At 69.6% G+C, this 13367-nt stretch carries 11 protein-coding genes; 6 read left to right on the top strand and 5 right to left on the bottom strand.

Annotated elements, in window-relative coordinates; all coding sequences use genetic code 11:
* Positions 1-21 precede the first annotated feature (21 nt).
* The 3 genes from AC1G9L_RS14875 to AC1G9L_RS14865 form a co-directional block, all read right to left on the bottom strand.
* Positions 22-771 carry a nucleotidyltransferase domain-containing protein gene (locus tag AC1G9L_RS14875; protein WP_481069402.1) on the bottom strand — a complete coding sequence of 250 codons (750 nt, stop codon included), beginning with the start codon at positions 769-771 and terminating at the stop codon, positions 22-24.
* A 278-nt stretch (positions 772-1049) separates the two neighbouring features.
* Positions 1050-1886: a C40 family peptidase gene (locus AC1G9L_RS14870; RefSeq protein ID WP_481069401.1), complete on the bottom strand. Its 837-nt coding sequence runs from the start codon at positions 1884-1886 to the stop codon at positions 1050-1052.
* Between the two features lie 107 nt (positions 1887-1993).
* The gene (locus AC1G9L_RS14865; protein WP_481069400.1) at positions 1994-2536 is read right to left on the bottom strand and encodes a C40 family peptidase; all 543 of its coding nucleotides are present in this window, start codon (positions 2534-2536) and stop codon (positions 1994-1996) included.
* A gap of 109 nt (positions 2537-2645) precedes the next feature.
* Between AC1G9L_RS14865 and AC1G9L_RS14860 the strand changes: the two genes are divergently transcribed.
* From AC1G9L_RS14860 to AC1G9L_RS14835, 6 genes are all read left to right on the top strand, one after another.
* Positions 2646-3125: an FKBP-type peptidyl-prolyl cis-trans isomerase gene (locus AC1G9L_RS14860; protein ID WP_017909247.1), complete on the top strand. Its 480-nt coding sequence runs from the start codon at positions 2646-2648 to the stop codon at positions 3123-3125.
* Positions 3126-3267: 142 nt separating this feature from the next.
* Positions 3268-4509 carry a DUF418 domain-containing protein gene (locus AC1G9L_RS14855; protein WP_481069399.1) on the top strand — a complete coding sequence of 414 codons (1242 nt, stop codon included), beginning with the start codon at positions 3268-3270 and terminating at the stop codon, positions 4507-4509.
* A gap of 169 nt (positions 4510-4678) precedes the next feature.
* Positions 4679-6028 (top strand): glutathione-disulfide reductase, encoded by a 1350-nt coding sequence (gorA, locus tag AC1G9L_RS14850; protein WP_481071143.1) that lies wholly within the window; start codon positions 4679-4681, stop codon positions 6026-6028.
* A gap of 88 nt (positions 6029-6116) precedes the next feature.
* Complete coding sequence (locus tag AC1G9L_RS14845; RefSeq protein WP_481069398.1) at positions 6117-7052, top strand: DMT family transporter; 936 nt, start codon at positions 6117-6119, stop codon at positions 7050-7052.
* Positions 7049-7435 (top strand): MGMT family protein, encoded by a 387-nt coding sequence (locus tag AC1G9L_RS14840; RefSeq protein WP_481069397.1) that lies wholly within the window; start codon positions 7049-7051, stop codon positions 7433-7435. Before AC1G9L_RS14845 ends, AC1G9L_RS14840 begins: the two co-directional genes overlap by 4 nt.
* Positions 7436-8131: 696 nt before the next feature.
* Positions 8132-8788, top strand: a complete 657-nt coding sequence (locus AC1G9L_RS14835; protein ID WP_019801459.1) for a rhomboid family intramembrane serine protease — start codon at positions 8132-8134, stop codon at positions 8786-8788.
* 174 nt (positions 8789-8962) lie between these two features.
* On the opposite strand, the gene AC1G9L_RS14830 is transcribed toward AC1G9L_RS14835, so the two are convergent.
* Both AC1G9L_RS14830 and AC1G9L_RS14825 read right to left on the bottom strand, forming a co-directional pair.
* Positions 8963-10975 carry a M13-type metalloendopeptidase gene (locus AC1G9L_RS14830; protein WP_019801458.1) on the bottom strand — a complete coding sequence of 671 codons (2013 nt, stop codon included), beginning with the start codon at positions 10973-10975 and terminating at the stop codon, positions 8963-8965.
* 237 nt (positions 10976-11212) lie between these two features.
* Positions 11213-13312, bottom strand: a complete 2100-nt coding sequence (locus AC1G9L_RS14825) for a M13 family metallopeptidase (protein WP_481071141.1) — start codon at positions 13310-13312, stop codon at positions 11213-11215.
* Between the last annotated feature and the right edge of the window lie 55 nt (positions 13313-13367).

Genomic DNA, 13367 nt, shown 5'->3' with positions numbered 1-13367 from the left:
GGCGCGCGCCCGCGCGCTGGCTCAGGCGCGCCAGTCCGCCGGCGCGGTGCGGCAGTCGCCGTCGAACAGGCGGCCGCCGTGCGCGGCCAGTTCCTGCTTCGCCAGGGCCAGCACCGGCGCGCAGTCGGCGCTGGCGAACAGCGTGGCGAAGGCCTGCTCGAAGCGCGCGCCCACCGCCGGATCCATCCGTACCAGCAGGCGCGGCACCCACTTGCCGCTGCCGTACCAATGGCCGCGTCCGCGCAGCGCCAGTTCCGCCAGGCGCGGATGCAGCAATGCGCCGATCGCGACGATCTCGGCGGTGCTGCGCTCTCCGCACAGGTCGTCGATCAGGTCGGTGATTTCGTAGCGCAGCGCGTCCCGTTGCGCCGGCGTCAGCGGCAGCGGCCCGGCCTGCAGTCGCGCGGCGACCTGGCCTTGCAGGGCACGTGCAGCGTCGGTCGCGGTGCCGACGATGGTGCCCTCGGCGACCATGTGCAGCAGGCTGGGACGGCCGCGGGCCGCATCGTCATCGACGAACCAGGCCAGCGTACCCGGATCGTGCACGAAGGCCTCGACCGGCACACCCTCGGCCACGAACGATTCGCGACGTGCCGCCGGCAGGCTGTCGTAGACCACCACCAGATCGATGTCGGACAAGTGCGTACCTTCGCCGCGCAGGATCGAGCCGGCGGCGAAGCCGAAGGCCGCGCCGGCATAGCGGGTGGACAGCAGCGACTGCGCGATCGCCAGTGCCTGGGCGGGCGTGGGCAGGGCGGGAGTGAGCAACATCAGCGCAGCGCCTGCCGGTGCGGCCAGGATGCAACCCGGCGACGGTGGTCATGGGCGTGGCAGGGGCGCAGGGTGGGCGAGGGAGGTGGTGTCATCGACATTCCGGTGACGCGATCGAGGCGGGCCAGCGTAGCGTGCCGTCGGGCAAGGCGGGGGCGGCAATGACGCAGCCGGTGGACAGCGCGGCATCGCAGCGGCAATCCGGCGACACCCGGGCGCAATAAAAAGGGCCGCTGTCGCCAGCGGCCTTTCTTCGCATTGCGCACAGACGGGGTGGCTTACATCGCCACGCGGCGCGCCTGCACGAACTTCTCGCCCCAGTAGCCGGAGGTCAGCGTGTCCACGCGCACGTCCTTGCCGCGGCTGGGGGCGTGCAGGAAGCGGCCCTCGCCGACGTACAGGCCGACGTGGTCGACGCGGCCCTTGCGGCCGAAGAACACCAGGTCGCCCGGGGCCAGCGCGTCGCGGTCCTTGATCAGCTGAGCGTTGGCCTCGCGGGCCATCTCGCGCGACACGCGCGGCAGTTCGATGCCCAGCGCGGTGCGGAACACGTAGCCGACCAGACCGCTGCAGTCGAAGCCTTCGGTGTCCTCGCCGCCCCAGCGGTACGGGGTTCCCAGCAGCGCCATAGCGCGCTTGAGCACGGACTGCACCTTGTCGCCGCCCGGCACCACGCCTTCGCGCGGGACCGGCTGGGACACGTCGTAGTTGGCCAGCAGGCGGCTGATGTCGCCGGCGAACATCGCCGAGCGGTCCATCAGTGGAATGGTGTCGTTGGCGGCCAGGTGCGGCAGCAGGGCGGCCAGCGTGGCGCTGGCGGCGGCGTCGGCCTTGCTGCGCGCCGGCGCGGGGGCCTGGGCGGCGGTGGCCGGCTTGGCCGAGGCAACGGAAGTGGAGGTCTGTGCGGTCGCCGGGGCGGTGGTCGCTGCGGCGCCTACCTGGGCCGGGGCGGGGGCGACGGTCGCGATCGCTTCCGGGACGACGGTGTCGGCGGGAGCGGTCTGGGCCAGAGCCGGGAGGGCCGAGAAACAGAGCGAGGCGGTGCATAAGAGGCGGAAAGCGGTCCGGCGGGGAACGGCGGGCTTGCCTGGAGAGGTCTGGGCTTCGGTCGTCACGCTTGGATCACAAAATAAAACGATGAGGGATCATGCCTTGTAGACAGAAACAGGAAGTTCAAATAAGGTTAAAATTTCGTAATTATGAATGTGGGTGAAATCACAATTCAGTGCAAAACCCGTTTTGCGCCGGTGTAGTGGTCCTGCCAGTAGGCCCCGTCCAGCGAATCCAGGCGGACGGTCCCGCCGGTGCTGGGGGCATGCACAAAACGGCCTTCGCCGACATAAATTCCGACGTGCGTCACATTCCCTGCGCTGCCGAAGAACACCAGATCCCCGGTACTCAGGCGCTGCGGGTCGATCCGCGGCCCCTGCACCGCGGCCAGCTCGCGCGAGGTGCGCGGCAGCCGCAGGTCGAGCATGTCGCGATAGACGTAGGCGACCAGGCCGCTGCAGTCGAAGCCGGATTCGGGGGTATTGCCGCCGTAGCGGTAGGGGGTGCCGACCAGGCCCAGCGCGCGCATCAGTACCGCGTTGGCCGCGCCCGGGTCGGCCGGTGCCACCTGCGGCCATTCGCGCACCGTCACCGGCGCCGGCCGGGTGTGGCGGACCTCGTGGCGTCCGCAGGCCGCCAGCGCCGCGGCGCACAGCAGCGGAAGCCACCACGGGAACGCGCGGCGGCCGCGCGGCGAAACTGGCGTGTTGTGCATGGAGCCGGGATAATGCGCGACCTCAGAAGGCCGCCATCATGGCGGCGCTCCCGGCGGCCGACAAGCCGCCCATCCCGTCTGCCCCCGGCAGCCACAGCGCAGAGTGCACATGAAGATCGAAAAAGACCGCGTCGTCCGTTTCCACTACACCGTTTCGGAAGTCGGTCAAGAGCCGATCGAAAGCTCCAAGGACCGCGATCCGCTGGTGATCCTGGTCGGCCACGGCAACATCATCCCGGGCCTGGAGAACGCGATGATGGACAAGGCCGCCGGCGACAGCTTCGGCGTCGACGTGGCCGCCAAGGACGCCTACGGCGAATACCGCGAGGGCCTGAGCCAGCGCGTGCCGAAGAAGCATTTCGGCGCGGTCAAGCTGCAGCCGGGGAGCCAGGTGGTGCTGCAGACCAACTTCGGACCGCGCGCGGTCACCGTGCAGAAGGTCGGCATGAGCGTGGTCGACGTCGACCTCAACCACCCGATGGCCGGCAAGGACCTGCACTTCGACGTCGAGATCGTCGACGTGCGTGAGGCCAGCGCCGAAGAGATCGAGCACGGCCACGTGCACGGCGACGGCGGCCACCACCACTGAGTGCGTTGATGGCGGTACCGGTCGCGCCGGTGCCGCCAGCCCTGGCGCCGCGCGCAGCGGCGCCGTCGCGCCGCTGCGGACGCCGGCGGCCTTCCTGATCGCGGCGAGGGGACATTCGCCGGCCTTCCGTCCGGTGCCCGCCTTGGCTTCCTCCGCCCCCGTGTTGCAGCCCGTCGCGCCCGCCGAGCGCATCGCCACGCTGGACGTGCTGCGCGGCTTCGCCCTGCTGGGCATCCTGCTGATGAACATCGAGGGCTTCGTCGGTCCGCTGGACGCGGCGATGACCGGCCTGGATCCGACGCTGCGCGGCGCCGACCGCATCGCCGACGCCCTGGTCTACATCCTGGTGCAGGGCAAGTTCTACACCTTGTTCTCGCTGCTGTTCGGCATGGGCTTTGCGGTGATGGCGCAGCGCGCCGAGACCGCGCGACGGCCGTTCGGTGGCTTCTTCCTGCGCCGCAGCGCTGGGCTGCTGCTGATCGGCCTGCTGCATGCCGTGCTGCTGTGGTCCGGCGACATCCTGGTCAGCTACGCACTGCTGGCGTTCATGCTGCTGGCGTTCCGCGAGGCGCCCACGCGCTGGCTGCCGGGGATGGCGCTGGTGGTGTACCTGTTCGCGCCTGCGCTGTGGCTGTTGATCGGCGCCGCCGCCTGGGCGGCGCAGGCCGATCCGCACGCTGCAGCGCAGTGGCATCGGGACATGGCCGAGCAGGCGCAGCACGGCGCGGCGGCGCTTGCGCAGCAGCGCGAGGTGTTCGGCCACGGCAGCTACGCCCAGGCCACCGCGCAGCGCGCGCGCGACCTGGTCGAATCGCTGAGCGGGCTGCTGTTCAATGCGCCGACCATCTTTGGCATGTTCCTGCTCGGCGCCTGGTGCGTGCGCAGCGGACTGGCCGCGCAACCGCAGCGCTTCCCGCGGCTGCTGGCGGTGCTGCGCTGGGGCGTGCTGCCGCTGGGGCTGGCGCTGATGCTGCTGAGCTTCCGGCTGGAGCCGTGGATGGACCCGGCGCGGCTGGATCTGCGTCTGACCTTTGCTTACGCCCTGGCCAGCGTCGCCAGCGGGCTGATGGCGCTGGGCTATGCGGCCTGGCTGGTGCGCGCCGCAGCGGCGTTGCAGTGGCTGGCGCCGGCCGGGCGCATGGCGCTAAGCAACTATCTGCTGCAGTCGCTGGTGTGCACCACGTTGTTCTACGGCTACGGGTTCGGCTATTTCGAACAACTGCCGCGCGCCTGGCAGATCCCGTTCGCGGTCGTGCTGTTCGCGCTGCAGGTGGCGTTGTCGCACTGGTGGCTGCAGCGGTTCCGTTTCGGCCCGGTGGAGTGGTTGTGGCGGTCGGCCAGCTACCTGCGCTGGCAGCCGATGCGCCGCCGCGACGCAGCCTGAGCGCAGGCGCTGCGGCGGCGTCCTCACATCTGCCGCGCGGCCGCCCATGGCATGCTCCGCGGCGACCGAGACATGCGACAGGACAGCCGATGGACGATGTGAGAAGCCGATACGGGTTCGCCAGCGACGCCACTGCACCGCGCGCCGAGCGTGCGCCGTGAGCGGGCCGATCCGCGATTACGACCTGCTGGTGCTGGGCGGTGGCTCCGGTGGCCTGGCCACCGCGTTCCGCGCCGCCAGCCACGGCGCGCGGGTGGCGATCCTGGAGCCGAGCGCGCTCGGCGGCACCTGCGTCAATGTCGGCTGCGTGCCGAAGAAGGCGATGTGGCTGGCGGCGGACCTGGTCGAGCGCATCGACCTGGCGCGCGCGGTCGGCTTCGCCATTCCCGAGGCCACGCTGTCCTGGGCCGAAATGGTGGCGCATCGCCAGGGCTATATCGGCAATATCCACGCCAGCTACCGGCGGCGTCTGGATGCCGACGGCGTGGTGCTGATCCCGCGGCGCGGCCGGCTGGTCGATGCGCATACCGTCGAATGCGACGACGGCGTGCGGGTCAGCGCCAAGCACGTGGTGATCGCCACCGGTGCGCATGCGCTGCGGCCGCAGATCGAAGGCGCCGAGCTGGGCCTGGTCTCGGACGACTTCTTCAATCTGTGCGAGGCACCGCCGCGGGTGGCGATCGTCGGCGGCGGCTACATCGCGGTGGAACTGGCCGGGCTGTTGCAGGCGCTGGGCAGCCGGGTGGAGCTGTACGTGCAGGGCGAGCGCCTGCTGGAGCGGTTCGACGCGGAACTGGCGCGGCAGCTCGCCGACAATCTGCGCCACCAGGGCGTGCGCCTGCATTTCGGCTATCGCGCCAGCGCCCTGCGCCGCAGTGGCGATGGCCTGTGCGTGGTCGATGCGCAGGGGCAGGCCGGCGACAACGTCGACAAGGTGTTCTTCGCGATCGGACGCCGCCCCAACACACGCGATCTCGGCCTGGAAGCGCTGGGCGTGCGCCTGGGCGACAAGCACGAGATCGTGGTGGACGACTACCAGAACACCGACGTGCCGGGGCTGTATGCGATCGGCGACGTGGCCGGCAAGGTCGGCCTGACGCCGGTGGCGATCGCCGCCGGGCGCAAGCTGATGGATCGCGTGTTCGGCGACCGGCCGCAGGCGCGGCTGGACTACGAGAACGTGCCCAGCGTGGTGTTCTCGCATCCGCCGCTGGGCCAGGTGGGGCTGGGCGAGGAGCAGGCGCGCGAACGCTACGGCGCCGATGCGGTGACTGTGTACCGCAGCAACTTCCGGCCGATGCTGCAGGCGCTGGCCGATTCGCCGCAGCGCAGCCTGTTCAAGCTGGTGTGCGTTGGCGCAGACGAACGCGTGGTCGGCGTCCATCTGCTCGGCGATGGTGCCGACGAAATCCTGCAGGGGTTCGCGGTGGCGTTGAAGCTGGGTGTGACCAAGCAGCAACTGGAAGACACCGTGGCGATCCATCCGACCTCGGCCGAGGAAGTGGTGCTGATGCGCTGAAGCCGCGGCGATCCGACGGCGGGTTGGCCGTCGCGCCGTAGAATGGCGGCATGCACGTGTCCTCTTCTCCCTGCCGCGGCGCTGCGCGATGAGCGCGCCCGGCACGTCCGCCCCCGTTGCTCCCTCTGCCACACAGGCCAGCCTCGGCGGCGTGCTGCTTGCCGCGGGCGGCGCGATCGCGTTTTCCGGCAAGGCCATCATCGTCAAGCTGGGCTACCGCTATGGCGTCGATGCGGTGACCCTGCTGGCCTTGCGCATGCTGGTGGCGCTGCCGTGCTTCGCGGCGATGGCGCTGTGGGCGGCGCGCCGCGCGCCGCCGCTGCAGCCGGGCGACCGCTGGCGGATCGTCGCGCTGGGTGTGCTCGGCTATTACCTGGCCAGCTTCCTGGATTTCCTCGGCCTGGCCTACATCACCGCGACCCTGGAGCGGCTGATCCTCTATCTCACCCCGACCCTGGTGCTGCTGATCGGCGTGCTGCTGTGGCGGCGGCGTCCGCAGCGTCGGCAGTTGTGGGCGCTGGCGTTGAGCTATCTGGGCGTGCTGCTGGCGTTCGGCCACGACCTGCGCATCGGCGGCGCGCGCACCGCCTGGGGCAGCCTGCTGGTGTTCGGCAGCGCGCTGGCCTATGCGGCGTATCTGGTCGGCAGCGGCCAACTGGTGGCGCGGGTCGGTGCGGTGCGGCTGACCGCCTACGCCAGCCTTGTCGCCTGCGCGCTGTGTATCGCCCAGTTCCTGCTGCTGCGGTCGCTGCACGCGCTGGTCATGCCGACGCCTGTGTACGCGCTGTCGCTGCTCAACGGCACGCTGTGCACGGCGGTGCCGGTGCTGGCGACGATGCTGGCGGTGCAGCGCATCGGCTCGGCGCTGGCGTCGCAGATCGGCATGCTCGGCCCGGTCTCGACCATCGTGCTCAGCGTGCTGCTGCTGGGCGAGGCGATGGGGCCGTGGCAGATCGCCGGCACCGTGCTGGTGCTGGGCGGGGTGCTGCTGGTGTCGCGGCCGGCGCGGGCGGGGCCGGCATGAGCCCGCGGCGGCCGCCCGCTGCGAATGCGTCGGTGCCGGCCGCGACGACGGCGGCCGCCGAGGCGCACGCGCGGATCCTGGCGACGATCCGGGCGATCCCGCCGGGCCAGGTGCGCGGCTATGGCGAGGTGGCGATGCTGGCCGGGTTGCCGGGGCGCGCGCGCCTGGTGGCGCGCCTGCTTGGCGGCAACACCGACGCCGCGCTGCCCTGGCACCGGGTACTGCGCAGCGACGGCCGCATCGCGTTCCACGAAGGCTCGCGTGGGCATCGCGAACAATGCCAGCGCCTGCGCGCCGAAGGCGTGGTGGTGCAGGGCGGGCGGGTGAAACGTGCGCCTAAGCCGGCGCGGGATCTCGATGCCGAGGTGTGGGGGCCTAGGTAGCGAGGCGCACCAGAACTGCGGCGGACCGTGTCTCGAAGAGCAGAAGAGGCCGGCTGTGAATGGCGTAGCCCCTCTTCCCCCGGGAGAGGGGTTGGGGTGAGGGTAGGAGCGCGAAGCGCATGCGGTGTTTCGACTGCACGAGGCTTCGCCCGTACCCTCATCCGCCCCTTCGGGGCACCTTCTCCTGGAGGGAGAAGGAAATGCCAAGCCCCTCTCCCTCTGGGAGAGGGGTTGGGGTGAGGGTAGGGCGCAAAGCGCATGCGGTGTTTCGACTCCACGAGGCTGCGCCCGAACCCTCATCCGCCCCTTAGGGGCACCTTCTCCCAAGGGGAGAGGGGAATGCTAAGCCCCTCTCCCTTCGGGAGAGGGGTTGGGGTGAGGGTAGGGGCGCGAAGCGCATGCGGTGTTTCGACTCCACGAGGCTGCGCCCGCACCCTCATCCGCCCTTCGGGGCACCTTCTCCCGGTGGGAGAAGGGAGGTTCAAGCCCCTCTCCCTGCGGGAGAGGGGGGGGAGGGTAGGGCGCGAAGCGCATGCGGTGTTTGAACTGCACGAGGCGCCCTCATCCGTCTCTTCGGCGCACCGCGCTCGCAATTTCTTGGAAGAGGAGCATTGGTCGTGGAATGCCAGCCACGCTGGTTGGAGTTCAGCCTCCAGCGAGCGGCTATGATGGGGGGCAGTTGCCACGGACCCGACCATGTTTCCCAGACTTCCGCCCGTCACTCAAGCGCTGCTGATCGGCAACGTCGTGGTGTTCCTGCTGCAGATGCTGCTTGGCATGAATACCTTCGAGCCCTTCATGCTGTGGCCGATCGGTGCGTTCGATGCGTTTTCGCCCGGGCAGAACTTCCAGATCTGGCAGTTGCTGACCTACGGCTTCCTGCACGACGACTTCATGCACCTGCTGTTCAACATGCTTGCCCTGTACATGTTTGGCGGTCCGCTGGAACAGACCTGGCGCGAGAAGCGCTTCCTGACCTACTACCTGGTCTGCGTAGCCGGCGCCGGCCTGTGCCAATTGCTGGTCGGCTGGTGGATGGTCAGCAACGGCATGCCGGCGCTTCCGGTCTTGGGCGCCTCGGGCGGCATCTTCGGCCTGCTGCTGGCGTTCGGCATGCTGTTTCCGAACCAGCGGGTGGTGTTGCTGTTCCCGCCAATCCCGATGAAGGCGCGCACCTTCGTCATCGTGTTCGGCGCGCTGGAACTGCTGATGGGCTTCACCGGCTGGCAGCCGGGCGTGGCGCATTTCGCGCATCTGGGTGGCATGCTGTTCGGTTGGCTGATGATCCGCTACTGGCGCGGCCAGCCGCCGTTCGGCAAGCGCAAGCCGCCGCGTCCGCGCATCGTGCGATAGCGCACGCCGGCCTCCGCGCGCAGGTATCGCAGCGCGCAGCGCCCTCGCGTTGACAGCCGCCTGCGGGCAGCGCAGGCGCCGAAGACACGTTTTCCAGACCCCTGAACGCAAGACGGCGCGGTTGCCCGCGCCGTCTTGCTGTGTGCCTGGCCGGCGGCTAGCGCCGGCACCTGCTCACGGCCACAGGTGGATCTGCTCGGCCTCGCTGCGCACCATCGGCTGGCCCGGCTTGCAGGTGAAGGTCGCGGCGAAGGCAGGCAGGTTGGCCAGCGCGCCGTTGGTGCGCCAGCGGCCGGGCGCGTGCACGTCGGCGGTGACCCGCTGCACGGCTTCGTTCGGCGACAGCTGCTGCGCCCACAGGCCGGCCCAGGCCTTGTAGAACGCCTGCTTGCCGGTTTCGTTGGCCGTCGGCTGCGCGGCGCTGTAGGCCTGCCAGGCCAGTTCGACGCTGCCGATGTCGGTCAGGTCCTCGTCCTGGGTCAGCGGGCCGTTGACCTTGGCGCCCTTCACGCCGGGGAAGTCGTAGGCGCCGTACTGCGCGGCGGTGCGGGCCGCCAGCGCGTTCCAGGCGCTCTTGTCTTCCGGAGTCCACCAGTTGCGCAACTGGCCCTGTGCGTCGACCTGGCTGCCCTTGCTGTCGATGGCGCCGATCAGCTCGTGCGCGACCATCGCGCCGTAGGCGCCGTAAAGCGCCGCGGCGTCGCCGCCGGCCGCGTACACCGGCGGCTGCAGCACCGCGGCGGTGACGATCAGGCGGTTCTGGGCGATGTCGTAGGTCAGCGCCGGCTGCTGCGGCAGCACGTCCCAGCGGCGGTCGGCGTTGCCCTTGCCGATGCGCTTCATCTCCTCGCGGTGACGCCAGGTGGAGGCGATCAGCATGTTGCCGCCGAAGCTGCCGCGGCCCATCGGCTGCAGGGTGTAGTCGAGGTCGCGGCGCGGCGCGCCGACTTCGATCTTCAGCGCGGCCAGCTTGGCCTGCGCCTCGGTGCGCGCCGGCTCGCTCAGCCAGGTGCTGCGCTTGACCGCGGCGATCTGCGCGTCGCGCACCTGGTCGGCGATGGTCTCGGCCTGGCGGCGGGTGTCGGCCGACAGGTAGCGCGCCACGTACTCGCGGCCCAGCATCGGGCCGGCGGCGACGTTGATCGCGTCCAGCACCTGCGCCCAGCGCGGCGGCGGTGCGACCTGGCCCTGCAGAACGCGGCCGCGGAACTCGAAGCTGGCGTCGCGGAAGCTCTTGGACAGGTACGGCGCCATCGCATCGCCCACGCGCCAGCGCAGGTAGGCCTTCCACTGCTCGGGCTTGATGCTGACGATCATGCCGTCGAGCTGCTTGAACATGTCCGGGTCGGCCATCGACACCAGATCGTCGTTGACGCCCTGGGCCTTGAGGAAGGCGTCGAGCTGCAGGTTGCGGTACTGCTTGTTCAACTCCTTGGTGGAGATCGGCGCGTAGTTGTTGAACGGGTTGTTGATGCCGGCCAGCGACTTGGCGCTGCGCGCCAGCGCGGTCTCGATCTGCAGCACCGATTGCGCGTCGGCCTCGAGGCGGTCGGCCGGGGTGCCGGTCAGGGTCAGGATCTGCTTGACGTAGGTGCGGTAGCGGCCCATCAGCGCCATGGTGTCGGCGTCGGTGCGGGTGTAGAAGGCCGGATCGGGCAGGCCCATGCCGCCCTGCATGAAGTAGCCGATGTGGCGGTCCAGCGCCTTCAGGTCGACGTCGGCGCCGAAGTTGAACGCGACCGGGATGCCGATCTGGTGCAGCGCGGCGATCGAGGCCGGCACGTCCTTGGCCTTCTTGATCGCATCGATGCGGCCGAGCAGCGGCGCGATCGGGTTGGAGCCGTCCTTCTCGACGGCGGCCTCGTCCAGGCCGCTGGCCCAGAAGTCGCCCAGCGCCTTCTGCACCGCGTTCTGCGGCGACTGCATGGACGCATCGAGCAGGTCGCGCTGCTGTTGCTGCGCGCGCTCGGCGAGCTGGCCCAGCGCGGTGACCGCGCCGGTCTGCGGCACCGGGTTCTGCTTCAGCCAGTCGGCGTTGGCATCGTCGTAGAAGTCGCTGCAGGCGGCGCTGATCGGCGGGGCCTTGGGCGCGGCGGCGCGCTTCTTCTTGGGCGCGGCATCGGCGGCGGAGGCGAGGGCGATCAGGCCGAGGGCGACGGCGAGGGCAAGCGGACGGGCATTGGGCATCGGGAACGCATCCGGTCAGGATTAAAGTCGGCGGAGTTTAACAAGCCGCGGTGTGCAACTGTGGCGATGACGTGCGACGTCGTCCCCATCGGATTCAGCGAGCGACGCTGGCAAGCACGGGCGGCGCTGGCCGCACGGGGCGATCGGCAGCGCCGCCACTGTCGCAGGCCGGCCGCCGCGCAAAGAAAAGGCCCGGACATGCCGGGCCTTTTCGCGGAACGGCGGTGACGCTGCCGCTTACCAGATCACCACGCGCTTGTCGCCGCTGCGCACCATCGGCGCGCCCGGCTTGCACTGGAACGCGGTGGCGAAGGCCTCCAGGTTCGACGGCGCGCCGATCGCACGGAACTGCGCCGGGGCGTGCGGGTCGGTGGTCAGGCGCACCATCGCGTTCTGCGGGGTGTACTTGGTGCGCCACACGGTGGCCCAGTTGATGAAGAAGTTCTGGTCGCGGCTCATGCCGCCGACCTTCGGGTCGTCCTTGCCCTCGGTGGCCTTCTTCATCGCGTCGTAGGCGGTGGTGATGCCGCCCAGGTCGGCGATGTTCTCGCCCAGGGTCAGCTTGCCGTTGACGTGCTTGCCGTCGACCTCGTAGCCGTCGAACTGCTGGACCAGTTTGCCGGTGAGCGCGGAGAACTTCTTGGCGTCGGCCGGGGTCCACCAGTTCTCGAAGTTGCCGGTCGGCCCGAAGCGCGCGCCCTGGTCGTCGTAGCCGTGGGTCATCTCGTGGCCGATCACCGCGCCGATGCCGCCGTAGTTGAATGCGTCGTCGGCCTTGGGGTCGAAGAACGGCGGCTGCAGGATCGCCGCCGGGAACACGATCTCGTTCTGCAGCGGGTTGTAGTAGGCGTTGACCGTCTGCGGGGTCATGCCCCACTCGGTCTTGTCCACCGGCTTGCCGATCTTGCCCAGGTTGTACTTGTAGTTGAACGCGGTGGCGGCGCGCACATTGTCCAGGTAGCTGTCGCGCTTGGTGGTCAGGCTGCTGTAGTCGCGCCACTTGTCCGGGTAGCCGATCTTCGGAGTGAAGGTCTTCCACTTCTCCAGGGCCTTGGCCTTGGTCTCGTCGCTCATCCAGGTCAGCTTCTCCAGGCGCGCCTTCAATGCCTGGCTCAGGTTCTCGACCAGTTGCTGCATCTTGGCCTTGTCGTCGGCCGAGAACGCGACCTTGACGTACATCTGGCCCATCGCCTCGCCGGCGCCGTTCTCGATGCTGCCGAGCACGCGCTTCCAGCGCGGCTTCATCTCGGCCTGGCCGTTGAGTTCCTTGCCGTAGAAGGCGAAGTTTTCCTGCGCGAAGGCATCGCTCAGGTACGGCGAGGCGCTGTCCACGGTGTGGAAGCGCAGGTAGGCGCGCCACACCGACGGGTCGGTGTCGCCCAGCGCCTTGCTCACTTCTTGGTGGAAGGCCGGGATCGCCAGCGAGAACTTCTCCGGCACGGCCACGCCCTGCGATTCGAAGAACTTGGTCCAGGGGAAGTTCGGGGTCAGCTTGTCGGCCTCGGCCGGGGTGACCGGGTTGTAGGCAAGCTCGGCGTCGCGCGAGAGCTGCTCGCTGGACTTGGACACCTTGGCCAGGCGGGTTTCCAGCGCCACCACGTCCTGCGCCTGCTTGGCCGCGTCGGCGGCCGGCACGCCGGCCAACTCCAGCACCTTGGCCACGTGCGCCTGGTAGGCCTTGAGCTTGTCCTGCTTGTCGGCGTCGACGTAGTAGCTGCGGTCGGGCAGGCCGAGGCCGCCCTGCATGGCGTAGGCCATGTTCATCGTCGAATTCTTGAAGTCGGCTTCCGCGCCGAAGCCGAACAGGCCGTTCTCGCCCTTGGCCGCGCTCTGTCGCAGGTACTCGGCGATCGCCGGGCCGTCCTTGAGGCCGTCGATCGCGGCCAGGTCGGCCTTCAGCGGCTCGATGCCCTGGGCGTTGATCTTGGCTTCGTCCATGCCCGAGGACCAGAAGTCGCCGACGATCTTTTCCACGCCCTGCGGGTTGGCGGCGGCAGCGGCCTGTTCGGCGAGCTGGTGCTGCACGGCCACCGAGCGCTCGTCCAGGATCGAGAACGCGCCCCAGCTGCTGCGGTCCTTGGGAATCTCGTTGGCGGCCAGCCACTTGCCGTTGACGTAGCCGTTGAAGTCGTCGCAGGCGTTCTTGCCGGCGTCCAGATCGTTGATGCTGAAGGCGTTGTAGGCCGGCAGCTTGCTGGTGTCGAGCTTGAGCTCGGCGGGCGCTGCGGCCGGGGCGGCGGCCGGCGCGGGCTTGGCGGCGTCGGCGGCGGGCGCGGCGTTCTCGGGCTTGTTGCAGCCGGTGAGCGCGGCGCTCACGGCCAGGGTCAACAGCAGCATCTTGGGATTGCGAAGGGTCACAGGCAGGCTCCAGGCCGACGTGGATAAAAAGGTG

It is taken from the genome of Xanthomonas sp. NCPPB 1132, assembly GCF_056629235.1.
The sequence above is the reverse complement of the archived record's forward strand: the minus strand, read 5'-3'. Positions and strand labels throughout refer to the sequence as shown.